General features: G+C 67.5%; 20 protein-coding genes. 13 read left to right on the top strand and 7 right to left on the bottom strand.

The genetic code is table 11. The features are described from left to right. Positions 1-75: 75 nt before the first annotated feature. Together frr and pyrH are read right to left on the bottom strand one after the other, a co-directional pair. A complete protein-coding gene (frr, locus tag BLV97_RS08160; protein ID WP_035844381.1) occupies positions 76-642 on the bottom strand; it encodes a ribosome recycling factor in 567 nt (188 codons plus the stop codon). A 140-nt stretch (positions 643-782) separates the two neighbouring features. Beyond that, positions 783-1556 (bottom strand): UMP kinase, encoded by a 774-nt coding sequence (pyrH, locus tag BLV97_RS08155; protein WP_081825120.1) that lies wholly within the window; start codon positions 1554-1556, stop codon positions 783-785. Positions 1557-1684: 128 nt separating this feature from the next. Between pyrH and miaA the strand changes: the two genes are divergently transcribed. The 6 genes from miaA (at position 1685) to BLV97_RS08125 (ending at position 10131) form a co-directional block, all read left to right on the top strand. After that, positions 1685-2551 (top strand): tRNA (adenosine(37)-N6)-dimethylallyltransferase MiaA, encoded by an 867-nt coding sequence (gene miaA / locus BLV97_RS08150; RefSeq protein ID WP_035844382.1) that lies wholly within the window; start codon positions 1685-1687, stop codon positions 2549-2551. 200 nt (positions 2552-2751) lie between these two features. Beyond that, positions 2752-3600 carry a helix-turn-helix domain-containing protein gene (locus BLV97_RS08145; protein WP_081825121.1) on the top strand — a complete coding sequence of 283 codons (849 nt, stop codon included), beginning with the start codon at positions 2752-2754 and terminating at the stop codon, positions 3598-3600. A 319-nt stretch (positions 3601-3919) separates the two neighbouring features. After that, positions 3920-5563, top strand: a complete 1644-nt coding sequence (locus BLV97_RS08140; RefSeq protein ID WP_035844405.1) for an ABC transporter substrate-binding protein — start codon at positions 3920-3922, stop codon at positions 5561-5563. A gap of 91 nt (positions 5564-5654) precedes the next feature. After that, the gene (locus tag BLV97_RS08135) at positions 5655-6746 is read left to right on the top strand and encodes an ABC transporter permease (RefSeq protein WP_035844383.1); all 1092 of its coding nucleotides are present in this window, start codon (positions 5655-5657) and stop codon (positions 6744-6746) included. Between the two features lie 10 nt (positions 6747-6756). After that, positions 6757-7941, top strand: a complete 1185-nt coding sequence (locus BLV97_RS08130) for an ABC transporter permease (protein ID WP_035844384.1) — start codon at positions 6757-6759, stop codon at positions 7939-7941. A gap of 102 nt (positions 7942-8043) precedes the next feature. Beyond that, positions 8044-10131, top strand: a complete 2088-nt coding sequence (locus BLV97_RS08125) for a dipeptide ABC transporter ATP-binding protein (protein ID WP_035844385.1) — start codon at positions 8044-8046, stop codon at positions 10129-10131. A 6-nt stretch (positions 10132-10137) separates the two neighbouring features. On the opposite strand, the gene BLV97_RS08120 is transcribed toward BLV97_RS08125, so the two are convergent. The 3 genes from BLV97_RS08120 to BLV97_RS08110 form a co-directional block, all read right to left on the bottom strand. Beyond that, a complete protein-coding gene (locus tag BLV97_RS08120; protein WP_035844387.1) occupies positions 10138-10935 on the bottom strand; it encodes a hypothetical protein in 798 nt (265 codons plus the stop codon). A 132-nt stretch (positions 10936-11067) separates the two neighbouring features. Next, entirely contained in the window at positions 11068-11688 is a 621-nt protein-coding gene (locus BLV97_RS08115) for a lytic transglycosylase domain-containing protein (protein WP_081825122.1), read from the bottom strand. 149 nt (positions 11689-11837) lie between these two features. Next, entirely contained in the window at positions 11838-12230 is a 393-nt protein-coding gene (locus BLV97_RS08110; protein WP_051646171.1) for a VOC family protein, read from the bottom strand. Between the two features lie 283 nt (positions 12231-12513). Between BLV97_RS08110 and BLV97_RS08105 the strand changes: the two genes are divergently transcribed. The 3 genes from BLV97_RS08105 (at position 12514) to trpE (ending at position 17285) form a co-directional block, all read left to right on the top strand. Beyond that, positions 12514-13704, top strand: coding sequence for an aminotransferase (locus tag BLV97_RS08105; RefSeq protein WP_035844389.1), 1191 nt, complete (start codon positions 12514-12516; stop codon positions 13702-13704). Between the two features lie 158 nt (positions 13705-13862). Then, positions 13863-15764 (top strand): peptidyl-prolyl cis-trans isomerase, encoded by a 1902-nt coding sequence (locus BLV97_RS08100; protein WP_092164012.1) that lies wholly within the window; start codon positions 13863-13865, stop codon positions 15762-15764. 9 nt (positions 15765-15773) lie between these two features. Then, entirely contained in the window at positions 15774-17285 is a 1512-nt protein-coding gene (gene trpE / locus BLV97_RS08095) for an anthranilate synthase component I (protein WP_035844415.1), read from the top strand. 185 nt (positions 17286-17470) lie between these two features. On the opposite strand, the gene trpD is transcribed toward trpE, so the two are convergent. Together trpD and BLV97_RS08085 are read right to left on the bottom strand one after the other, a co-directional pair. Continuing rightward, positions 17471-18484 carry an anthranilate phosphoribosyltransferase gene (gene trpD / locus BLV97_RS08090; RefSeq protein WP_035844417.1) on the bottom strand — a complete coding sequence of 338 codons (1014 nt, stop codon included), beginning with the start codon at positions 18482-18484 and terminating at the stop codon, positions 17471-17473. Beyond that, complete coding sequence (locus BLV97_RS08085) at positions 18481-19062, bottom strand: anthranilate synthase component II (RefSeq protein ID WP_035844429.1); 582 nt, start codon at positions 19060-19062, stop codon at positions 18481-18483. The genes trpD and BLV97_RS08085 overlap by 4 nt, the downstream gene beginning before the upstream one ends. 226 nt (positions 19063-19288) lie before the next feature. Here BLV97_RS08085 and BLV97_RS08080 point away from each other — a divergent pair, with 226 nt between their 5' ends. Genes BLV97_RS08080 through BLV97_RS08065 form a run of 4 tightly spaced genes read left to right on the top strand, consistent with a single transcriptional unit; the run spans position 19289 to position 23453 of the window. Beyond that, complete coding sequence (locus tag BLV97_RS08080; protein WP_051646174.1) at positions 19289-20953, top strand: divergent polysaccharide deacetylase family protein; 1665 nt, start codon at positions 19289-19291, stop codon at positions 20951-20953. Between the two features lie 9 nt (positions 20954-20962). After that, positions 20963-21781: an indole-3-glycerol phosphate synthase TrpC gene (gene trpC, locus BLV97_RS08075; protein ID WP_035844420.1), complete on the top strand. Its 819-nt coding sequence runs from the start codon at positions 20963-20965 to the stop codon at positions 21779-21781. Further along, the gene (moaC, locus tag BLV97_RS08070; RefSeq protein ID WP_176992642.1) at positions 21778-22257 is read left to right on the top strand and encodes a cyclic pyranopterin monophosphate synthase MoaC; all 480 of its coding nucleotides are present in this window, start codon (positions 21778-21780) and stop codon (positions 22255-22257) included. The genes trpC and moaC overlap by 4 nt, the downstream gene beginning before the upstream one ends. After that, the gene (locus BLV97_RS08065) at positions 22254-23453 is read left to right on the top strand and encodes a molybdopterin molybdotransferase MoeA (RefSeq protein WP_035844424.1); all 1200 of its coding nucleotides are present in this window, start codon (positions 22254-22256) and stop codon (positions 23451-23453) included. The genes moaC and BLV97_RS08065 overlap by 4 nt, the downstream gene beginning before the upstream one ends. Positions 23454-23479 lie beyond the last annotated feature (26 nt).

Below are 23479 nucleotides of genomic sequence, written 5' to 3'. Positions count from 1 at the left end.
CCCTGCCGTCTCATCCTTGGCGGCCACCTGTGGTCCTTCCTCGGTCATTGCCTCGCCCGCGCCCGTTGCGGTCGCCTAGACCTGCATGATTTCCTGCTGCTTCGTTTCCAGCGCCTTGTCGATCAGGCCGATATGCTTGTCGGTCAGCGCCTGAACCTCGTCAGCCCACATCTTGTTGTCGTCCTCGCTCATGCCGGCGGCCTTGGCCTTCTTGAGCTGATCCATCCCGTCGCGGCGCACGTTGCGGATCGCCACGCGCGCACTTTCCGCATATTGCGCGGCGACCTTCGACAGCTCGCGCCGGCGCTCCTCGTTCAATTCGGGGATCGGCAGGCGAATGATGGTGCCGTCGACCACCGGATTGATGCCAAGGCCGCTTTCGCGGATCGCCTTCTCGACCTTGCCGACCATGGCCTTGTCCCAGACGTTCAGCGTCACCATGCGCGGCTCGGGCACGTTCACCGTGCCCAGCTGGTTGATCGGGGTCTGCTGGCCATAGGCATCGACATGCACCGGCTCCAGCATCGAGGCCGAGGCCCGCCCGGTCCGCAGGCTGGCGAATTCGTGGCGCAAGGACGTCAGCGCGCCGTCCATCCGGCGCTCTAGATCGTCAAGGTCAATCTCCGTCGCATCATCCGACATGGCTCATCCCTATTCTTATCGCCTCTTTGGGCATTTTCCGAACCGGTCCCCGCCCGAACCGGCCCATGCTTTTGCGGGGCCCGGCCGCCCCCGGGGTCTTCCGGCGCCCATATAGCAGCATGTTCGGGCCTTGGATAGGTTCAGGCATGCACCTCTGTATAGGTGCCCTCGCCCCGCAGAATGCCGCAAAACCCGCCCGGTTCGTCAAGCGAGAACACGATGATCGGCAGCTTGTTGTCGCGCGCCAGCGCGATCGCCGACGCATCCATCACCCCCAGGTGCTTTTGCAGCACCTCGTCATAGGTGACCTTGTCGTAGCGCTTGGCGTCGGGGAATTTCTTGGGGTCCTTGTCATAGACCCCATCCACCTTGGTGCCCTTGAAGATCGCCTGACAGCTCATCTCGTTGGCGCGCAGGGTCGCGGCGGTGTCGGTGGTGAAATAGGGGTTGCCGGTGCCGGCGGCGAAGATCACCACGCGCTTCTTTTCCAGATGCCGCACCGCGCGGCGGCGAATGTAGGGCTCGCACACCTGATCCATCGGAATCGCGCTGACCACGCGGGTGAAGATGCCCTCGGCCTCCAGCGCGGCCTGCATCCCCAGCGCGTTCATCACCGTGGCCAGCATGCCCATGTAATCGGCGGTCGTGCGTTCCATCCCCTGGGCGGATCCCTGCAACCCGCGGAAGATGTTGCCGCCGCCGATGACCATGCAGATCTCGACCCCCAGATCGTGCACCGCCTTGACCTCGCGGGCGATGCGCTGGACGGTGGGCGGATGCAGGCCAAAGCCCTGATCGCCCATCAGGGCCTCGCCCGAGATCTTGAGGAGCACCCGCTTGTAGGCAACCTCGCCGTGCTTGCCGGCCGGCGTTCTGGCGGCGTTCGGCTTCGGTTGCGCGGCGGTGTCGGGCATCGTGGGAACTCTCCGGCTGTGGGTTTCTTGACTTGGCGGCAAAATGTCGGAAAACGCGGCCGGGTTCAACGACGAAACAACCGCATCGCGGAAGCGCGCGCCGCGCGATATCACACAGGGCCTGTAACATGCTGGAATTGATCGACAATATATCGCCCGATCAACCTGTGCTGATCGCCGGGCCGACGGCGTCGGGGAAATCCGGCCTGGCGCTTGCGCTGGCCGAGCGCCAGGGCGGGGTGATCGTCAATGCCGACGCGCTGCAGGTCTACGACTGCTGGCGGGTGCTGACCGCCCGCCCCAGCCCGCAAGAAGAGGCGCGCGCGCCGCATCGCCTGTATGGCATGGTGGCGGCGGATCAGGACTGGTCCGTCGGCCATTGGCTGCGCGCCGTCGCGCCGCTGCTGCAAGGCCCCCAGCGGCCGATCATCGTGGGCGGCACGGGGCTTTACTTCTCGGCCCTGACCGAGGGCCTGGCCGAGATCCCCGCCACCCCGCCCGAGATCCGGGCCGAAGGCGATTCCCTGTCTCTGGGTCAACTGCTGGAGGCGCTCGACCCCGAAACCCGGGCGCGGATCGACACCCGCAACCGCGCGCGGGTGCAGCGCGCCTGGGAGGTGCTTCGTGCCACCGGTCGGGGGCTGGCCGTCTGGCAGGCCGAGACCGGCCCGCCGCTGCTGCCGCCCGGGCGCGCCGCGCGCCTGGCGCTGCGCCCGGGCCGCGACTGGCTGGCCGAACGCATCGCCCGGCGCTTCGATCAGATGATGGCGACGGGCGCGCTGGACGAGGCCCGCGCCGCGCTTGACGGCTGGGATCCCTCCCGCCCCGCCAGTCGCGCGATCGGCGCGCCGGAACTGATCGCCCATCTGCGAGGCGAGATGTCGCTACCCCACGCCGTGGAGGCCGCCAAACTGGCCACCCGCCAATATGCCAAACGCCAGCGCAGCTGGTTTCGCAGCCGCATGTCCGACTGGCAGGCGGTGCCCCTGCCCTAGCCGCCGCCGCGCCCGGTGGCAACAGACTGCCGATGCTCCATCCGGGCGAAAGAATCGGGTTTCGCTTCGAAGCCATGGCGCCTAGATTCGCTGCAATGACCCAATATCAATCCGCCGCAAGCCTGTCCCAGCGCCCTTCCGCGCCTGCGCCTGAACGCGCCGCACCGCCGGATCTGGCGCCGCATCGGAAGCAGGCCCCCATGCACGATCGCGCCAACAACCCGCCCACCGCCGCCACCCCGTCCGCCGACGGCGCCCCGGCCGACCCCGCCCCCGCGCAACTGCGCATGATCCCGATCCCGCGGCTGGCCGCGCATGGGCGCTGGCGGGTCGAGGCGATGCGCTCGCTGAACGAGCCGATGTTGTTGTGGTTCACCCGCGGCCAGGGGCGGATCACCGTTTCGGGCGTCACCCGCGGCTACGGGCCCCACAACGCGATCTTCCTGCCCGCCGGGGTGATGCATGGCTTCGACGTCTCGTCCCATGTCTTCGGCACCGCGGTCTTCTTCGGTGCCGCGCGCGGCCTGCCGCTGCCGGAAACGCCGCTGCATCTGCGCATCCGCGACCAGCAGCCCCAGGCCGAACTGACCGGCATCCTCGACAACATCCACCGCGAGCTGGAAGGCGGTCGCCCCGGATATGACCGCGCCGCCGGCCACCATCTGGGCCTGCTGGGCGTCTGGATCGAACGCCAGGTCGCCGCCCAGGACGGCGCGCCCGCCCCCGATGCCGCGGCGCGGCTGGTGGCGCGCTTCACCGCGCTGGTGGAACGCGATTTCCGCTCGGGGCTGGGGGTGGCCGATTACGCGGCGGCACTGGGGGTCACGCCCACGCATCTGACCCGCGTCTGCCGCCAGTGCTGCGGCCGCTCGGCGCATGAGATCGTCCAGGACCGGGTGCTGTTCGAGGCCCGAAAGCTGCTGAAGGAAACAGACCTGCCGGTGGGCGAGGTCTCGCGCGCACTGGGCTTCACCACGGCGGCCTATTTCACCCGCGCCTTCCAGAACGCCGTCGGCAAGACGCCCTCGGCCTTCCGCCGGGGCGCGTGACTCCGCTCCGGCGATCGGTGCCCACCGCGATCGTCACATCACCCTGTCCCATCCCGCCACCGGAGCGGCCGGGAGATGCATCGACTTCTCGGGGTTGACCTCCCCGCCGGTGTCGTTTCTGTTATGGTCGGATGTCGCATTCGACACATCATATGCCAAAGTCCAGCGTTGACGGCGGGCGTTTTCTGAGGCGCAATGGCGTGGTGGAAAATTCCCTCTGCAAACGCACGCCGGGCGGAACCGGCGGTGGACATCGGCGCGCGATGCGTCAGAGCGGACAACAGAAATCCATACAGGGAGCTAACACCAGATGACGGACATGTCTCATCCGCGGGTCCATCCCGCTGCGGAAATGTACGCGAAAGAATGCCGCGACGGAGAGATCAGTCGCCGCGAATTCCTCACGCGGACCTCGGCGCTGGGGGTTTCGGCCGCCGCGGCCTATGGCCTTCTGGGCCTGAACGCACCGGCCTATGCCGCGGGCGAAAAGCCCGTACACGGCGGCACGCTGCGGGTTCAGATGCAGACCAAGGCGCTGAAGGATCCGCGCACCTACGACTGGTCGCAGATGGCCAATTTCAGCCGCGGCTGGCTGGAATACCTGATCGAATACGAACGCGACGGCAGCTTCCGCGGCATGTTGCTGGAAAAATGGGAAGCCAACGCCGACGCCACCCAGTACACGCTTTACCTGCGCAAGGGCGTGACCTGGTCTAACGGCGACCCCTTCACCGCCGATGACGTGATCTTCAACCTGACCCGCTGGGCCGACGGCACCGTCGACGGCAATTCGATGGCCACCCGGATGGCCTCGATCCAGGACGCCAAGACCAAGAAGCTGAAGGACGGCGCGGTCGAGAAGGTCGATGATCACACCGTCAAGGTGCATCTCAACGCCCCCGACATCACCATCGTGCCGGGCATGGCCGACTATCCGGCCGCGATCGTGCACAAGGGCTACGGTGGCGGCGATCCGTCGAAGAACCCGGTCGGCACCGGCCCGTTCAAGCCGACCGAGAACCAGGTCGGCGTGAAACAGGTGCTGGAGCAGAACAAGGCGCATCCCTGGTGGGGCACCGATGTCTACGGCGGGCCCTATCTGGACAAGATCGAGTTCATCGATCTGGGCACCGATCCTTCGGCCTATGTCGCCGCCGCCTCGTCGGACGAGATCGACATGACCTACCAGACCACCGGCGATTTCGTGAAGCTGTTCGATCAGCTGGGCTGGGACAAGTCCGAGGTCACCACCGCCAACACGCTGTGCGTGCGTTTCAACCAGTCGGTGAAGCCCTATGACGATCTGAAGGTGCGCAAGGCGCTGCAAACCGCGGTCGACAACAAGGTGCTGCTGGAGCTGGGCAACAACAACGCCGGCACCGTCGCGGAAGATCACCATGTCTGCCCGATCCACCCGGCCTATGCCAAGATCCCGCCGATCCCGGTCGATCCCAAGGGCGCCAAGAAGATGCTCGACGACGCCAAGATGGGCGATCACGAGTTCGAGCTGATCTCGCTGGACGACGATTGGCAATCGGCCACCTGCGACGCCGTCGCCGCCCAGTGCCGCGACGCCGGCATCAAGGTCAAGCGCACCATCCTGCCCGGCTCGACCTTCTGGAACGACTGGCTGAAATACCCGTGGTCGTCGACCGAGTGGAACATGCGTCCCCTCGGCGTGCAGGTGCTGGCGCTGGCCTACAAGACCGGTGTGCCGTGGAACGAGACCCATTTCTCGGATCCCGAGTTCGACAAGCTTCTGGCCGAGGCGATGTCGATCGACAATGCCGACAAGCGCCGCCCGGTGATGGCCAAGCTGGAACATATCATGCAAGACAAGGGCGTGATCATCCAGCCCTACTGGCGCAAGCTGTTCCGGCACTACAAGAAGACGGTCCACGGCGCCGAGATGCATCCCACCTTCGAGATGCATTCCTACAAATGGTGGAAGTCCAAGGCCTGACCGGGCCTGACAGCGGGGCCGCCGCGCCGGCCCCGCCCTTCCTTCCCGGCGCGAACCGCGCCGCAAGACCCGGACCGGGAGTGGACGATCCATGCTCAAGTTCCTTGCCAGGCGTCTGGTGACGATGTTGCTGACGGCGCTGTGCCTGACCTTCATCGTCTTTGCGCTGACCAACCTGCAGCCCAATCTGGAAAAGCTGGCCAAGCAGCAGGCGTCGGTCCGCATGAGCGACGCCCAGGTCACCAGTTGGCTGGCCCGCCACGGCTATGCCCGGCCGCTGCTGCAGCGCTACGGCGAATGGCTGGGCGTCCTGCCCGGCTGGACCGGCAAGAATGCCGACGGCAAGCCCACCGGCCGCTGCCTAAGCCATTACGAAGGCGTCAAGGGCGCCAAGATCCCCACCTACTGCGGCATCCTGCAGGGCGATTGGGGCTATTCCACCGTTTTCCGCGAAGGCGTGGGCGGGATCCTGGCCACCCGCCTGACCGCAACCGGCTGGCTGATGCTGTGGGTGCTGATCGTGATGATCCCCACCTCGCTGATCATGGGCGTGCTGGCGGGGATGCGAGAAGGCTCGCGCCTGGACCGGTCGCTTTCCGTCGCCTCGATCGCCTCCACCTCGACGCCGGAATATGTTTCGGGCGTGGTGCTGATCGTGCTGTTCGGCTCGTCCTTCACCGGCCTGTCGCTCTTGTTCAAGCAATGGGGGCTGATCTCGGGCGGGGTGATCTTGAAGGGCAACGCCACCTCGGCGATGTCGCATATCACCTTCGACAACTTCGCCCTGCCGGTCCTGACGATCTCAATCTACGGGGTGGGTTATATCGCGCGCATGACCCGGGCCTCGATGACCGAGGTGATGACCGCGCAATATATCCGCACCGCGCGCCTGAAGGGGGTAAGCTTTCGCAACGTGGTGCTGCGCCACGCGCTGCGCAACGCGCTGATCGCGCCCTTCACGGTGATCATGCTGCAGATCCCCTGGCTTCTGAACGGCGTCGTCGTGACCGAGACGCTGTTCAGCTACAAGGGCTTCGGCTGGACGCTGGTCCAGGCGGCCTCGAACAACGATATCGAGTTGCTGATGGGCTGCTCGGTGGTGGCGGTGATCGTGGTGCTGCTGACGCAGCTGATCTCGGATATCGGCTACGTCTACCTCAACCCGCGCATCCGCATCTCGTGAGGATCTGACCATGGAAAAACTGACCTGGCCGCAGATCCTCCTGGCGATGGGCGAACGTTTCTGGCCCGTGTGGATCGCGCTGGCCCTGACCTTCGCGGTGTCGATCCTCTTCAAGCGCCGGCTCGGCCTTTACGGCAAGCTGTTCGACAGCCCGATCGCGATGATCGGCTTCGGCCTGGTGATGTTTTGGGTCTTCGCGGCGCTGTTCGCCCCGATCATCATCACCCATGGGCCGCTAGAGCAGCTGCCCGGGATGCGCAACGCCACGCCGGGAAAGGCGCTGCGCGACGCGCATGGTGGCTATCCCTATTACCTGTTGGGCGGCGATACGCTGGCACGCGACGTGTTCTCGCGCATGGTGGCGGGATCGGTCGTGGTGATCCGCATCGCGCCGCTGGCGACGATCTTCGCCTATATGGTGGGCATCACCCTGGGCCTGCCGGCGGGCTACTACGGCGGGCGGTTCGACACCGCGCTCAGCTTCGTGGCGAACCTGATCCTGGCCTTCCCGGTGATCTTGCTGTTCTACCTGCTGGTGACGCCGCAGATCGTGCAATCGGGGGTGCCGCAATACATGGCGGCGGTGCTGTTCCTGTTCCCGATCCTGTTCCTGGCCGTGCTGATCAATTCGCGCTTCCATGTGAAGCCCGCGTTTCGCAACGCCGCGATCGCGCTGATCCTGGCAATCGGCGGCTGGCTCTACCTCTCGACGCTCAGCCAGCCCGGCACGCCGTTCCACCTGCTGCCGCGCGCGCTCGATCTCTTCAACATCCCCGGCAACACGATGATCGTCTTCGTCTCGGTGGTGTTCGTCAACTCGCCCACCGTGTTCCGGATCGTGCGCGGCCTGACCTTCGACATCAAGTCGCGCGATTACGTCGCCGCCGCCCAGACCCGCGGCGAGGGGCCATGGTACATCATGCTGTGGGAAATCCTGCCCAACGCCCGCGGCCCCCTGATCGTCGATTTCTGCCTGCGCATCGGCTACACCACGATCCTCCTGGGCGTGCTGGGCTTCTTCGGCCTCGGCCTTTCCCCCGAAAGCCCCGACTGGGGCTCCACCATCAACGCCGGCAGCCGCCTTCTGGCGATCTATCCGATCCCGGCGCTGGCCCCCGCACTGGCCCTGATGAGCCTGGTTCTGGGTCTCAACCTCCTCGCCGACGGATTGCGCGAAGAAAGCCTGAAGGACTGAAGATGTTCCCCACCGGCTCTTCATCTTGGCGAAAATACTCCACGGGGGTCTGGGGGTGTGAAACCCCCGGCCCCGCCCCAACACCCCTCACCGGAGGTGACGATGTCTGATTGGGACCCCTCCCAGCCGATCCTGGAAATCGAGAACCTCTCGATTTCCTTCTTCACCCGCCTGCGCGAGATCCCGGCGGTGATGGATTTCTCCTGCACCGTGATGCCGGGCGAAGCGATGGGTCTGGTCGGCGAAAGCGGCTGCGGCAAGTCCACCGTGGCGCTTGGCGTGATGCAGGATCTGGGCCGCAACGGCCGCATCGTCGGCGGCCGCATCAAGTTCAAGGGCCGCGACCTGAACCTGATGTCGGATGCCGAACTGCGCCAGATCCGCGGCTCCGAGATCGCGATGATCTATCAGGAACCGATGGCCAGCCTGAACCCGGCAATGAAGATTGGCGCGCAGCTGGCCGAGGTGCCGATGATCCACCAGGGCATGGCCAAGAAGGCAGCCTGGGCGTTGGCCCGCCAGATCGTCGAGGACGTGCGCCTGCCCGATCCGGACCGCATCCTGAAATCCTATCCGCATCAGCTTTCGGGCGGGCAGCAGCAGCGCATCGTCATCGCCATGGCGCTGATGTCGAAGCCCGCACTTCTGATCCTCGATGAACCGACCACCGCGCTCGACGTCACGGTCGAGGCCGGCATCGTCGATCTGGTCAAGGAGCTGGGGCGCAAATACGGCACCTCGATGCTGTTCATCAGCCACAACCTCGGGCTGATCCTAGATACCTGCGACCGGCTGTGCGTGATGTATTCGGGCGAGGCGGTGGAAACCGGCAGCGTGCGGGAAGTCTTCGACAAGATGCGCCATCCCTATACCCAGGCGCTGTTTCGCTCGATCCCGCTGCCCGGCGCCGACAAGAACGCGCGCCCGCTGATCGCCATTCCGGGCAATTTCCCACTGCCGCATGAACGCCCCGAGGGCTGCAATTTCGGCCCGCGCTGCGATTATTTCCAGGCAGGCCGCTGCGACCGCGGCGCGATCCCGATGGAAGAGGTCCCCCATGGCGACCGGCACGAAAGCCGCTGCCTGCGCTTTGCCGAAATCGATTGGGCCGCGCCGCCCGCGGCCGGCAAGACCTATCAGAAGGCCGAGCCGGGCGAAGTGGTGCTGCGCATGGACGATCTGCGCAAGTACTACGAGGTCTCGGCCAACGCGCTTTTCGGCCGATCGGGCGAGACCAAGGTGGTCAAGGCCAACGAGACCCTGACCTTCGAGGCCCGCGAAAGCGAGACCCTGGCGATCGTGGGCGAATCGGGGTGCGGAAAATCCACCTTCGCCAAGGTGCTGATGGGGCTGGAAACCGCGACCGCGGGGCGGGTGCGCCTGTACGGCGAGGAAATCCAGGACACCCCGATCGAGAAGCGCAATACCAACACCGTGTCCTCGGTGCAGATGGTATTCCAGAACCCCTTCGACACGCTCAACCCGTCGATGACCGTGGGTCGCCAGATCATCCGCGCGCTGGAAGTTTTCGGCGAGGGCAAATCAGACCGCGAACGGCGCGAGAAGATGCTCGACCTGATGGATCTGGTGAAGCTGCCACGCGAATTCGCCGACCGGATGCCGCGCCAGCTGTCGGGCGGCCAGAAGCAGCGCGTCGGCATCGCCCGGGCCTTCGCCGGCGGCGCCAAGATCGTGGTCGCGGATGAACCGGTCTCGGCGCTTGACGTGTCGGTGCAGGCGGCGGTGACCGATCTGCTGATGGAGATCCAGCGCCGCGAGAAGACCACGCTTTTGTTCATCAGCCACGATCTGTCGATCGTGCGCTACCTCGCCGACCGGGTGATGGTGATGTATCTTGGCCATGTGGTCGAGATGGGCACCACCGACGAGGTCTTCGCGCCCCCCTATCATCCCTATACCGAGGCGCTGCTGTCGGCGGTGCCGATCGCCGACACGCGGGTGAAGAAGAAGCGCATCGTGCTGGACGGCGATATCCCCTCGGCGGTGAATCCGCCGCCGGGCTGCCCGTTCCAGACCCGCTGCCGCTGGAAATCGCAGGTGCCCGGCGGGATCTGCGAAACCGAGGTGCCGCCGATCAAGAAACTGCCCAGCGGCCATCAGATCAAGTGCCACCTGACGGAAGACGACTTTGCCACGATGGAACCGGTGATCGAGATCGCGGCCGAATAGCCGCGCCTAGCCGATCGGCAGATGGATCAGATGCAAGAGCCGGCCCATGTCGCCGCCGCTGACCTGCACCATCGCGGCCACGGCGGTGACGCCGCCCGCCGTGACGCGGATCATCGCCGCGCGGCGCGCGGCGCGCAGCCCGGCACGCATCTCGGCGCCGAAGCGGTGTCCGGCCTCGCCCGACACCATCTGACGCAGGCGCACGCCGCAGGCGTGAAAGGCGGCCTCGGACTCGGTTCCCATCCAGGCGGGCATGGGGCCCACGGGGCGCATCGTCGGCGCCGCTTCCAGCGCCCGCCCGGGCAGCGGCTGGAAGAAGGCGGGCGGGATCTCGAAGGCCGCCTGGCGGTTGCGCCGCGCCCGGCGTCCGCCCAGGGCCGCCAGCCCCGCGCGAAAGCGCAGCCGGTAATAGCGCGCCTCGGCGCGGCCAAGGCCCAACTGCCCGGTCGGATAGGCGCTGACCCCGAAGCGCGAGACGATCGCGCGCAGCGCCGCCAGCGTCGCGGCATCGGCCTCGGGCAGCGGGCCCGCATCGGCGGGGCGCAGATACAGTTCGGGGCGGAACAGGCGCCAGAACAGCCGGATCGCATTGGCGCGGTCCATCTTGCAGCGGATCATCCACAGCAGGCAAAGCCCTTCGGCGCCCGCAAGGTCGGTGTCGGCGCCCAGGATCATCCGCCCCCAGACATCCTGACGCTGGGTTTCGAGCCAGCGGATCATCATCGCCCAAGGCGCGGTGGGATCAGCCAGCCGATCGGCCTCGGTGACGGTACAGCGCGGCGGTTCGCGCGTCGCATCAAGCATGTCGCATCCCTTCGCAATCTTCCCCAGGATGAAAGTGGCAGGGGATTGGGGCGGTTTTCGGGCCGTCAATTCCGGCCCGGAAAACAATCGACGCATGATGTTGCGCAGATGGAAACAGTTGGCCCGCGCCGCCTAGCCGCCCAGAATGGCGCGCACATAGTTGCGGGTTTCTTGATAGGGCGGGATGCCGCCGTATTTTTCAACCGCGTCGGGGCCCGCGTTATAGGCCGCCAGCGCCAGCCGCCAGCTGCCGAAGCGTTCGTACATCATTTTCAGATACCGCGCGCCGCCGCGCAGGTTTTCCTGGGCATCCTGGGCGTCGACCCCCAGCCTGCGCGCCGTCGCCGGCATCAGCTGCGCCAGCCCACGCGCGCCCTTCGAGGACACCGCGCCGTGGTTCCAGCCGCTTTCGCGCTGCACCAGGCGCAAGAACAGCCCTTCGGGAATGCCATAGCGCCGCGCCGCCTCTCGGGCCAGCTTCATATAGCGGCCCCGGTAGCGGCCCGCATAGCGTTGCAGCGCCCCGGGCTCCAGCCCCGCATCGCCGTTCAGGCTACCGGACCGCGAATACTGGCTGGCAAGCTGGGTGTCGAGAAAGCGCACCTGCGAGCGGAAGATCTTGCTGCGGCTGGCGTTGCCCGAGATCACCAAGCCATCGTCGAACCCTCCGGCACGGGCCGGAAATGCGCTGCCGGCACAGGCCATGAACCCCAGTCCGGCCGCGGCCAGCGCCGCGATCGTGCCCCGTGTCATCTGATCCCCCGGTTCTGTCCCACGCCTGCCGGCGCCCCTGGCCGGCCCGGGCGCGACTATATGAAGAACCGCGGCACTTTTCCACCCCCCCGCCAGGCGCCGCCCTCGCCAGCACCGCGGGGCTCCGCTTCCCGCGCCGGCCGCGTCGATCAAGCCCGTCCAGCCGCCACGGCTGGTTCGTGATCGACATATTCGACCACCATGCCATCGGGATGCCGGAACCGGGTCTTGCGGCCGACCGGGGTTTTCCGGACCGGCGCCAATTGCGTGCATCCCGCGTCGGCAAGAACCGCGACGACGGGTTCGAGGCGCGCAACCTTGATCGTCAACCGTGTTGCCTCGAACGGGCGGCGGCGTTCCGGCGTGCCGGCGATGATCAGCACCGAGAGCCTGTCGGACGAGACCGCCGCCAGTTCAAGCCCGGCGTCGGGATAGGCAAAGCGCATCGTGACCCGTCCGGTCAGCAGCGCGGTATAGAAGGCGATCGTCCGATCAAGCGCGCCGGGATCGACAAAAACGCGGGTAAAGGTCTCGGTGATCATGCCACGATCCTGTCTTGCCATCGGCTGCGCGGCACGGGGCGCATCGGCGGGGGGGGCGCATCGGCGCGGGGGCGCATGTCCGATCCGCCCGCCATCCGCCCGCCCGGGCCCGTTTCGCCGCGTTCTCATCACAGCCAGTACACCGGGGACGCGGAACCAGCCGCAAGCCGGGCCCGGATCGCAAAAAGGCGCCGGCGGCGGCCGGCGCCCTGCCCCTTGCGTCGCCCCTTTTCCACCCGAAGGCGTGCTGCTACCGTCGCCGCGAACAGACGGAGCCCGACAGATGACCCATCCGCTCAACCCCCGCATGGCCGCGACCTTCCCGCCCCCGGTGATGGAGGCCCGGCGCTGGCTTGAGGGGGTGGACTTCGCCCGGGACCGGCCGCTGATCAACGTCAGCCAGGCGGCCCCCGTGGCGCCGCCGCCCGAACCGCTGCGCCAGGCGATCGCCGAGGCGGCGCTGTCGGACGACGGGGCCCACCTCTACGGCCCGGTCCTTGGGCTTGGGGAATTGCGCGCCGAACTGGCGCGGCACTGGTCGGGCGCCTATGGCGGCCAGATCGCGATGGACCAGGTGGCGATCACCTCGGGCTGCAACCAGGCGTTCTGCGCGGTGATGGCGACGCTGGCGGGCGAAGGCGACGAGGTGATCGTGCCGACGCCGTGGTACTTCAATCACAAGATGTGGCTCGACATGGCGGGCGTGCGCACGGTGCCGCTGATGCTGGACGACAGCCTGATCCCCGATCCCGACCAGGCGGCGGCGCTGATCGGCACGCGCACGCGGGCGATCGTGCTGGTCAGCCCCAACAACCCCGGCGGCGCCGAATACCCGCCGCAGGTGATCCGCGCCTTTCACGACCTGGCCCGCGACCGCGGCCTTGCGCTGGTCCTGGATGAAACCTACCGCGATTTCGACAGCCGCACCCAGGCCGGCGGCCCCCCGCCGCACGATCTGTTCGCCGATCCCGACTGGGGGCGCAGCTTCATCCATCTCTATTCCTTCTCCAAGGCCTATCGCCTGACCGGGCACCGCGTCGGCGCGATCGTGGCATCGAAGGCGCGCCTGGCCGAGGTCGAGAAATTCCTCGATACCGTCGCGATCTGCCCCAACGGGCTGGGCCAGCGGGCGGCGCTTTGGGGGATGCGCAATCTCGGCGATTGGCTGGCCGGCGAACGGGCCGAGATCCTGCGCCGCCGCGCCGCCGTGCGCGACGGGTTCGGCGGCCTCGAAGGCTGGCGCCTGCTGGGCTGCGGCGCCTATTTCGCCTATGCCGAACATCCCCATCCCATCGCCTCGGACGCGCTGGCGCAACGGCTGGTGGGCGAGGCCGGCATCCTGATGCTGCCCGGCACCATGTTCCAGCCCCAGGGCGCCGCGGAGGGCGCGCGCCAGATGCGCATCGCCTTCGCCAATATCGACCGCGCCGGGATCGCCGAGCTGTTCGCCCGCCTCGCGGCCTTCGCCCCCTAGGCGCGGCCCGCCCGGCACGGGTGGGGTGGGCAGGCCAGGCCGCGGCGCCGCGGCGATCAACAATCCGCATTTTCGGCCCGCGCCCAGCCTGACCGCTTGCCCCCCTGCCCCTGGCCCTTTACAGAACCAACCGACGCACCGGATTGGGAGGCCAGCGCATGGCGAGCCGAAAGACGCGGGACAAGACCGAAAAGGCGCCTCGGGGCGACGAGGAACGGCGCCCCAGAAAAGGCGCCTCGGTGATTTCCTGGATCTTGCTGGGGATGGTCGTGCTTGGGCTTGGCGGCTACGGCATCACCAATTTCGGCGGCAGCGCCACCACCGTCGCCAGCGTCGGCGGCACCAAGATCAGCGTGGACGACTACGGCCGCGCGGTGCGCAACGCGCTGCGCGCGATGTCGGCGCAATCGGGCAAGAACATCACCTTCCAAGAGGCACAAAAGCAGGGCCTCGACCAGCAGGTGTTGCAGCAGCTTGTGCTGCAGGCGGCGCTTGACGACGAAGACAGCCGCGTCGGCATCTCGGTGGGCGACGGCCGGCTGCGCCAGGACATCACCGCCATCTCCGCCTTCCAGGGCGCCGATGGCAAGTTCAGCGCCCAGACCTACAAGTTCGTACTGCAGCAGAACGGCTTGAAGGAAGGCGAATTCGAGGCCGAGACCCGCAAGCAGATGGCCCGCACCATCCTGCAAGATGCCGTGACCCAGGGCTTCGGCACGCCGACGACCTTTATCGACACGATCATGCACTATGTCGGCGCGCGCCGCGGCTTCGAGATCCTCAAGCTGGGCGCCGACGACCTGGCCCAGCCGGTCCCCGCGCCCACCGAGGCCCAGCTTCAGGCCTATTACAAGGCCCATCCCAAGACCTACACCAGCCTGCCGGCGAAGCGCATCACCTATGCCGAGCTTCTGCCCGATCAGGTGGCCAAGACGATGAAGATCCCCGAGGCCAAGCTGAAGGCCTATTATGACCAACACAAATCCGATTACGTGAAGCCCGAGCGCCGCCTGGTCGAGCGCCTGGTCTATCCGGCCGAGGCCGCCGCCAAGGCCGCCCGCGCCAAGCTGGACGCGGGTCAGGCGACCTTTGACCAACTGGTCAAGGAACGCGGCCTGACGCTAAGCGACATCGACCTGGGCGACGTCACCGCGGATGAGCTGTCCTCGGCCGCCGCCAAGCAGGTCTTCGCGGCCAAGCAGGGCGCCATCGTCGGCCCGGTCGAAAGCAGCGTCGGCCCGGCGCTGTTTCGCGTGAACAACATCATCGCCGCCCAGACCACCTCCTTCGACGCAGCCAAGACCGACATCCGAAACGAGCTTGGCCATCAGGAGGCGAAGCAGAAGATCCAGTCGCAGGAAGAGCACCTGAACGATCTTCTCGCCGGCGGCGCCACGCTGGAACAGCTGGCCAAGGAGACCGACATGACCCTGGGCACGATCGACTTCACCGCCAAGTCCGCGACCGGCATCGCCGGCTACGAGGCCTTCCGCGACGCCGCCCGCAAGGTCACCAAAAGCGACTATCCCTCGATCATCCAGCTTGACGACGGCGGCATCGTGGCGTTGCGCCTGGACAAGCCGATCCCGGCCGAGGTGCAGCCCTTCGCCAAGGTCAAGGACAAGGTGGCCGAGGATTGGACCCGCGACCAGACCGACAAGGCGCTGATGGCGCTGGCCCAGACCGACATCAAGACGGCCCAGGCCGCGGGCGGCGATCTGTCGAAGGCCGGCACCGTCGACGTGCAGGAACCGATCACGCGCTCGGGCTATATCGACAACGCCCCTCCGGGTCTGCTGGAGGACGTCTTCATGATGAAGAAGGGCGAGACAAAGGCCTTTCAGGGCGATGAATCGGTCTGGATCGTGAAGCTGACCCAGGTGCTGCCGCCAGCCCAGAACGACCCCGACATCAAGAAGATGCGCGACCAGATCGCCGGACAGGGCGCACAGGGGATGCAAAACGACGCCTTCCTCTACTTCGCCCAGGCGATCCAGGCGCATCAGGGGATCAACATCAACCAATCCGCGATCAACGCGGTCAACGCCCAGCTCCAGTAGGGGGGTGCCTTGGAACTGATCCCCACTTTCGAGGCCTTCGAGGCCGGCTGGAACGCGGGACGCAACCAGGTGGTCTATGCCCGCCTGGCCGCCGATCTGGACACCCCGGTCAGCCTGATGCTGAAGCTTGCCGGTGCCCGCAAGGACAGCTTCATGCTGGAATCGGTCACCGGCGGAGAAGTCCGCGGGCGCTATTCCGTGGTCGGGCTGAAACCCGATCTGATCTGGGAATGCGCCGGCCGCGAAAGCCGCATCAACCGCCAGGCCCGGTTCGACGAGACCGCGTTCGAGCCGCTCGACGCCCCGCCGCTCGACACCCTGCGCGCGCTGATCGCGGAAAGCCGGATCGACATGCCCGAGGCGCTGCCCGCGATCGCCGCGGGGCTGTTCGGTTTCCTGGGCTACGACATGATCCGCCTGGTCGAGGATCTGCCGAACGTGAACCCCGATCCCGTGGGCCTGCCCGATGCGCGGCTGCTGCGGCCGTCGGTCGTCGCGGTGCTCGACGGCGCGAAGGGCGAGGTCACCGTGGTGGCGCCAGCCTGGGTTTCCTCGGGGCTTTCGGCGCGGGCGGCCTATGCCCAGGCGGCGGAACGGGTGATGGACGCGGTGCGCGATCTTGAACGCGCGGCGGTGGGCGAAAGCCGCGACCTCGGCGCCGCCAGCGCCGGCACCGAGGCGGTCTCGAACTTCACCAAGGCCGAATACATGGCCGCGGTCGAGCGCGCCAAGGAATACATCCGCGCCGGCGACATCTTCCAGGTCGTACCCTCGCAACGCTGGTCGCAACCCTTCCCGCTGCCACCCTTCGCGCTTTACCGCAGCTTGCGGCGCACCAACCCCTCGCCCTTCATGTTCTTCTTCAATTTCGGGGCCTTTCAGGTGATCGGTGCCAGCCCCGAAATCCTGGTGCGCCTGCGCGACGGCGAGGTCACGATCCGCCCGATCGCCGGCACCCGCCCCCGTGGCGCGACACCGACCGAGGACGCGGCGCTGGAGGCCGACCTTCTGGCCGACAAGAAGGAGCTGGCCGAGCATCTGATGCTCTTGGACCTCGGCCGCAACGACGTCGGCCGCGTGGCCAGGATCGGCAGCGTCCACCCGACCGAGAAATTCATCGTCGAACGCTACTCCCACGTCATGCACATCGTGTCGAACGTGGTGGGAGAGTTGAACGAGGGCGAGGATGCGCTCTCGGCGCTTCTGGCGGGGCTGCCGGCGGGCACGGTCTCGGGCGCGCCCAAGGTCCGCGCCATGCAGATCATCGACGAGCTGGAACCCGAGAAGCGCGGCGTCTATGGCGGTGCGGTGGGCTATTTCGCCGCCAATGGCGAGATGGACATGTGCATCGCCCTGCGCACGGCGGTGGTGAAGGACGAAACCCTCTACATCCAGGCGGGCGGCGGTGTCGTCTATGACAGCGACCCCGAGGCCGAATGGCAGGAATCGGTGAACAAGGCCAAGGCGATCCGCCGCGCGGCCGAGGACGCCGGCCTCTTCGCGGGCCACGGCAACGCCTGAGGCGGGTCACACCCCGTCGCCATTGTCGCTCGAAGTTGCCATTGGGGCGCCATTGGTCCGAGCCCGAATGGCGACGGCGCGCCAAATGGCGACCCCGTGGAGTATTTTCTCCAAGATGAAGAAGCTTAGGGCGCGTTCTTCATCTTGGCCCAAGTACTCCCGCCGGAGGCTCCGGCGCAGCCGGATCAGCCGGCCTGTGTGACCAGCGCCAACGCCTCGACCTTGGCCTTGGCGGCGCCGGAGTCGATGCTTTCGGCGGCGATCTCCACCCCCGCCTTCAGATCGGCGGCCCGGTCCGCCACCACCAGCGCGGCGGCGGCATTCAACAGCACCGCATCGCGGTAGGCGCCCTTTTCGCCGCCCAGCAGCGCGCGCAGCGCAGCGGCGTTGTCGGCCGGGGTGCCGCCCAGGATCGCCTCGAACGGGTGGGTGGGCAGGCCCGCATCCTCGGGCGCGACCGTGAATTCGTGCACCTTCCCATCCTCCAACGCCGCCACCATCGAGGGCGCCGCGATCGACAGTTCATCGGTGCCGTCGCCGCCATGCACAAGCCAGGCCTTTTCGGATCCCAGCGCCTGCAGAACTTCGGCCATCGGGCGGATCAGATCGGCGCTGAAGGCGCCGGTGAGCTGGCGCCTCACGCCGGCCGGGTTGGTCAACGGCCCCAAGATGTTGAACAGAGTCCGCGTGCCCAGCTCGATCCGCACCGGGCCGACATGGCGCATCGCCGGATGATGCATCGGCGCCATCATGAAGGCGATCCCCACCTCCTTCAGCGCCTTTTCCACCACCTGCGGGCCGATCATCACGTTGATCCCCAACTCGGTCAGCGCATCCGCCGCCCCGGATCTGGAGCTGAGGTTGCGGTTGCCGTGCTTGGCCACCGGCACGCCCGCGCCGGCCACCACGAAGGCCGCCGCGGTCGAGATGTTCAGCGTCCCCTTGCCGTCGCCGCCGGTGCCGACGATATCCATTGCCCCCGCCGGCGCCGCGACCTTGAGGCATTTGGCCCGCATCACCGCCGCCGCGGCGGCATATTCGCCCACTGTCTCGCCCCGCGTGCGCAGCGCCATCAACAGGCCACCCATCTGCGCCGGTGTCGCCTCTCCGTCGAACAGGATCTGAAAGGCGCCCTCGGCCTCTTCGCGGGTCAGGGGGCGCTCGGGGGCGATGCCCAGGTAGGTCTTCATGTCGCTCATGCCGATACCTTGAGGCTGTCAAGGAAGTTGCGCAGCAGCGCGTGGCCATGTTCCGAGGCGATGCTTTCGGGGTGGAACTGCACCCCCTGGATCGGCTTTTCGCGGTGGCGCAACCCCATGATCGTGCCGTCCTCCAGCCAGCCTGTCACCTCCAGCTCCGGCGGCAGGCTGTCGCGGTCGACCACCAGCGAATGGTAGCGGGTCGCGGCGAAGGGGCTTGGCAGCCCGGCAAAGACGCCCGCACCTTCGTGCTGCACCTCACCCAGCTTGCCGTGGACGATCTCGGAATGGCGTACGATACGGCCGCCGAAGGCCTGGCCGATGGCCTGATGGCCCAGGCAGACGCCCAGCAGCGGCACCCCCTGTTCGGCGGCGGCGGCGGTCAGCGGCAGGCAGATCCCGGCTTGGTCCGGATCGCAGGGGCCGGGCGACAGCACGATGCCTTCGGGGCGCAGCGCGATGGCCTCCTGCACCTCGATCTTGTCGTTGCGCACCACCTTTACCTCGGTACCCAATTCGCCCAGGAAATGCACGAGGTTGTAGGTGAAACTGTCGTAATTGTCGATCAGCAGCAGCATGGCGGCCCTTTCCGCGGCGGCGCCCGGCGCTGGTGTCGCCGCGACGCGCCCCGCGTCCATGTCGATAGGGGGTGAACCCGGTTCCGTGTCGCGCTATACATGGTCAGAGCCGCGCGCCGGGGTCAAGGGTGGTCGGGGACCGAAGGGCCCGTTCCGGGGCAAACGCGCGGCACCAGACCCGGCGTCGGCCCGGGCGGGAACAACGGCAGAGGCTCGTGGAGGCAGGATGGCCAGTGGCTTTGTAAAAGGGGCGCTTGCGGGCGTGGTCGTCTCGGGGCTTGGGCTGAGCGTGGTGTCGGAACTGGCGCCGCCGCCCGCGCCGCAGATGCGCGCCGTGCCCGAGTCGCCCGCCGGCGCCAAGACCGCATCTGCCCCGCGAACCGCCCCCGAAACGGGCGCGTCGCACGCAGCCCCCCCGGTCGCGCCCCCTGCCCTGGTGGCCGCGCCGAACGCACCCGCCATGCCGGGCGTCTCGGAAACCGCCCCCGCGGCGCCGCGCGAAGCCGCAAGCAAGGCCGCGCCTGCCGCGGCCGCGCCCCTTCCCGGCCCGACGGGCGCGGATCGGGCGCCCGCGGCGTCCATGACCTCCGCAACCGCGCCCGAACCCGCCCCCGAAGCCTCGCTTGGCGCGGCGCCGGGGACCGAGCCCGCCGCGATGGCCGCGCCGAGCGGCGAGACGCCGGTGACCGAATCCGCCGCGACGCGGGCGCCCCAGGCGCCAAGCCCCGCCGGGTCGGCGCCCGGCCCGGTTCAGGCGCCGCCCAAGCTGCGCCTTGACACCGCCGCGCCCGCCGCCACCGCCCTGCTGCGCGAAGACCGCGCGCCCAACGCCCCGGTCGGCGGCGGCCCAGCCCCTGTGGTGCCCAAACAGACACCGCGCGCGACCGCGGGCCCCGCAACCCCCGAAGCCGCGCCCACCGCCGAGGCGCAGCCAGCGCCCCTGGTATTGCGGCCCGGCAGCCCCGGCACCGGGCTTGGCCCCCGGCCCCAACCCCAGAACCAGGAGGCGCTCGCCCGGAACCAGGCGCCGCGCCCGTCCGCGCTGCTTCCGAAGGTCGCTGAAGGGATGCCGCGCATTGCCGGGGCGCCGCAGCCGGGCTTTGGGCGGAACACTCAGGGCGTGGTCACCGACCGGCTGCCCACCGTCGCCGCGGCGCAAGGCACCACGCCGTCCGAAACGACGCCCGACGCCACCACGCCGCCAGCCCAGGACGATGCCGCGCTGCCCGCCTACCGGCGCTATGCCGTCGGCTTCGAGAACCCGCAGCAAAAGCCCCTGCTCTCGATCATCCTGATAGACACGGGCGGCACGCTGGACCGCGCCAAGCTGGCCGCGCTGCCGATGAACATCACCTTCGCGATCGACCCCGCCGCGCCGGATGCCGCCGCCGCCGCGCGCCTTTACCGGGCCGCGGGGCACGAGGTCGTGATCCTTGCCCGCGGAATTCCCGCCAGCGCCAGCGACGCCGACCTGCGCAAGATCTTCGCGCGCTATCAACAGGTGGTTCCGCAGGCCATCGGCGTTCTCGACTCCGCCGAGGGTGGGTTCGAAGCCGACCGCGGCCTGTCGCAAAAGATCGTGTCACTGCTGGCCGAACGCGGCCTGGCGCTGCTGACCTATGCACACGGCCTGGATGCCGCGCATCAGATCGCGCAAGTCAGCGATCTGCCCGCCGCGCGGATATACCGCCGCCTCGACGCCGCGGACGAAAACCCGTTCACGATCACCCGCTACCTTGACCGCGCCGCCTTCAAGGCCGCGCAAGAGGGCCGGGTCACCGTCCTTGGACACACCCGACCCGATACGATCGAGGGCCTGAAGGAATGGGCCGGCGACAGCCGCGCCCGCACCCTAGCCCTGGCGCCGGTCACCGCCACGCTCACCCCCTGAAGGAACCCCATGTCCACCATCCTCGACAAGATCAAGGCCTACAAACTGGAAGAGGTCGCCACCCGCAAGGCCCGGCGGCCGCTGTCGCAGGTCGAGGCCGCGGCGCGCGACGCCGATCCGCCGCGCGGCTTCGCACAGGCGCTGACGCGGGCCGCCGCCCACGGCTATGGCCTGATCGCCGAGATCAAGAAGGCCAGCCCATCCAAGGGGTTGATCCGCCCCGATTTCGACCCGCCGGCGCTGGCCCGCGCCTATGCCGAGGGCGGCGCCACCTGCCTGTCGGTGCTGACCGACACCCCCAGTTTCCAGGGCGCCGACGCCTATCTGACCCAGGCGCGCGCCGCCTGTGCCCTGCCGGCCTTGCGCAAGGATTTCCTGTACGATCCCTATCAGGTGGCCGAGGCCAGGGCGCTTGGCGCCGATTGCATCCTGATCATCATGGCCAGCGTCTCGGACGGCCAGGCGGCCGAGTTGGAGGCCGCCGCGACTGATTGGGGCATGGATGTGCTGGTCGAGGTCCACGATGCGCCCGAACTGGCCCGCGCGATGCGATTGACTTCTTCTCTACTTGGCATAAATAACCGCAATCTCAACACGTTCGAAGTATCTCTTGATGTAACGCGCGAATTGTCACGCGGCGCACCCAAGGACCGGACCCTGGTGTGCGAAAGCGGGCTGTTCACGCCGGCGGACCTGGCCGACATGGCCGGCTACGGCGCCCGCTGCTTCCTGATCGGCGAAAGCCTGATGCGCCAGCGCGATGTCGCGGCGGCCACCCGCGCGTTGCTGACCGATCCGGTCGAGCGCCATCCGGCGGAGGCTTCCTGATGGCGCTGACGCATTTCGACGACAAGGGCCATGCCCATATGGTCGACGTCTCCGAAAAACCGGTGACCGCGCGTATCGCAGTGGCCTCTGGCGCTGTAAAGATGGCGCCGGAAACCCTTGAACTCATTATAGAAGGTCGCGCGAAGAAAGGGGATGTCCTGGGCGTCGCGCGGCTGGCCGGGATCATGGGGGCGAAGAAGACGTCAGAGCTGATCCCGCTATGTCATCCGCTGCCGATCACCAAGGTGGCGCTGGACCTGACCGCCGACCCTGATTTGCCGGGCATCCGCATCACCGCCACGGTGAAGACTGGCGGCCAGACCGGGGTGGAGATGGAGGCCCTTACCGCCGTCTCGACCGCGGCGCTGACCGTCTATGACATGGTCAAGGCGGCAGACAAGTCCATGGTCCTGACCGATATCCGTCTGGATCTGAAAGATGGCGGAAAATCAGGACGCTACGAGGCAAAGCCATGATTTCAGTCGAAGAGGCGCTGGCCCATGTCCTGGCCCTTGCCAAGCCGTTGCCCACGGAAGAGATCCCGCTGGCCCAGGCCGCCGGCCGGGTCTTGGCCGCCCCGGTGGTCGCGGGTCGCGACCAGCCGCCCTTTGCCGCCTCGGCCATGGATGGCTACGCGATCGCCGACGCCGACCCGCAGCCCGGCGCCCGCTATCGGGTGATCGGAGAATCCGGTGCGGGCCATGGCTTTTCGGGAACGCTGAATCCGGGGCAAGCGGTGCGCATCTTTACCGGAGCGCCGGTTCCGTCTGGTGGCAAACGTGTTATTATACAAGAGGATGTAACGAGAACTTCGGATGAGATCCGTCTGGATGTGCGCCTCGATACCGGCCTTCATATCCGCCCGGCAGGGGCAGATTTCACCGTGGGCGACCAGCTTTCCGCGCCACGCTGCCTGCGTCCCACCGATCTGGCGCTGATCGCCGCGATGAACAGCGCCACGGTTACCGTTCACCGCCGGCCCCGGGTGGCACTGATCGCCACTGGGGACGAATTGGTGATGCCGGGCGAAACGCCCGGCCCGGACCAGATCATCGCCTCGAATACCTTTGCGCTCAAGGCGATGGCCGAATCCGTGGGGGCCGAGGGGCGGATGCTGCCGATCGCGGCCGACCAGGAAGCGGCGCTGCAAGAGGTTCTGCATCTGGCCCAGGACGCCGATCTGATCGTGACCGTCGGCGGCGCCTCGGTCGGGGATCACGACCTTGTCGGCAAGGTCGCGGAAAACATGGGGCTCGATCGCGCCTTCTACAAGGTCGCGATGCGGCCCGGCAAGCCGCTGATGGCCGGGCGCCTTGGTGGTTCAGCCATGCTTGGCCTTCCAGGAAATCCTGTTTCGTCAATCGTTTGCGGTCATATCTTCATGCTTCCGATGTTGCGGGCGATGCAGGGCCTTCCGGCTCAACCCCCGGCACACGCGCGGGCGGAACTGACATGCGATCTGGGCCCCAACGGGGCGCGCGCGCATTACATGCGGTCGCGTCTGTCGCCGGGCACGGGGCTGCCCCGCATCACCCCGTTCGAGCGCCAGGACAGCGCGCTTCTGACCATTCTGACAGAGGCCGATGCACTGTTGCTGCGCCCGGTGGGTGACGGGCCGCGCAAGGCCGGCGAGGTGGTCGAGTACCTACCTCTGCAACCCGCGGCAGGTTGACACAAAACCGGAACACGGGTAGAACA

Source organism: Allgaiera indica, from assembly GCF_900106675.1.
Classification (GTDB): domain Bacteria; phylum Pseudomonadota; class Alphaproteobacteria; order Rhodobacterales; family Rhodobacteraceae; genus Acidimangrovimonas; species Acidimangrovimonas indica.
Note: the sequence above shows the minus strand (reverse complement) of the source record. Positions and strands in the feature narration are given on the sequence as shown.

What these genes read in the sequence shown, in the direction of transcription:
- frr (WP_035844381.1), bottom strand. Translation starts at nt 642, where the DNA reads ATGTCGGATGATGCGACGGAGATTGACCTTGACGATCTAGAGCGCCGG.
- pyrH (WP_081825120.1), bottom strand. Translation starts at nt 1,556, where the DNA reads ATGCCCGACACCGCCGCGCAACCGAAGCCGAACGCCGCCAGAACGCCG.
- miaA (WP_035844382.1), top strand. Translation starts at nt 1,685, where the DNA reads ATGCTGGAATTGATCGACAATATATCGCCCGATCAACCTGTGCTGATC.
- BLV97_RS08145 (WP_081825121.1), top strand. Translation starts at nt 2,752, where the DNA reads ATGCACGATCGCGCCAACAACCCGCCCACCGCCGCCACCCCGTCCGCC.
- BLV97_RS08140 (WP_035844405.1), top strand. Translation starts at nt 3,920, where the DNA reads ATGTCTCATCCGCGGGTCCATCCCGCTGCGGAAATGTACGCGAAAGAA.
- BLV97_RS08135 (WP_035844383.1), top strand. Translation starts at nt 5,655, where the DNA reads ATGCTCAAGTTCCTTGCCAGGCGTCTGGTGACGATGTTGCTGACGGCG.
- BLV97_RS08130 (WP_035844384.1), top strand. Translation starts at nt 6,757, where the DNA reads ATGGAAAAACTGACCTGGCCGCAGATCCTCCTGGCGATGGGCGAACGT.
- BLV97_RS08125 (WP_035844385.1), top strand. Translation starts at nt 8,044, where the DNA reads ATGTCTGATTGGGACCCCTCCCAGCCGATCCTGGAAATCGAGAACCTC.
- BLV97_RS08120 (WP_035844387.1), bottom strand. Translation starts at nt 10,935, where the DNA reads ATGCTTGATGCGACGCGCGAACCGCCGCGCTGTACCGTCACCGAGGCC.
- BLV97_RS08115 (WP_081825122.1), bottom strand. Translation starts at nt 11,688, where the DNA reads ATGACACGGGGCACGATCGCGGCGCTGGCCGCGGCCGGACTGGGGTTC.
- BLV97_RS08110 (WP_051646171.1), bottom strand. Translation starts at nt 12,230, where the DNA reads ATGATCACCGAGACCTTTACCCGCGTTTTTGTCGATCCCGGCGCGCTT.
- BLV97_RS08105 (WP_035844389.1), top strand. Translation starts at nt 12,514, where the DNA reads ATGACCCATCCGCTCAACCCCCGCATGGCCGCGACCTTCCCGCCCCCG.
- BLV97_RS08100 (WP_092164012.1), top strand. Translation starts at nt 13,863, where the DNA reads ATGGCGAGCCGAAAGACGCGGGACAAGACCGAAAAGGCGCCTCGGGGC.
- trpD (WP_035844417.1), bottom strand. Translation starts at nt 18,484, where the DNA reads ATGAGCGACATGAAGACCTACCTGGGCATCGCCCCCGAGCGCCCCCTG.
- BLV97_RS08085 (WP_035844429.1), bottom strand. Translation starts at nt 19,062, where the DNA reads ATGCTGCTGCTGATCGACAATTACGACAGTTTCACCTACAACCTCGTG.
- BLV97_RS08080 (WP_051646174.1), top strand. Translation starts at nt 19,289, where the DNA reads ATGGCCAGTGGCTTTGTAAAAGGGGCGCTTGCGGGCGTGGTCGTCTCG.
- trpC (WP_035844420.1), top strand. Translation starts at nt 20,963, where the DNA reads ATGTCCACCATCCTCGACAAGATCAAGGCCTACAAACTGGAAGAGGTC.
- BLV97_RS08065 (WP_035844424.1), top strand. Translation starts at nt 22,254, where the DNA reads ATGATTTCAGTCGAAGAGGCGCTGGCCCATGTCCTGGCCCTTGCCAAG.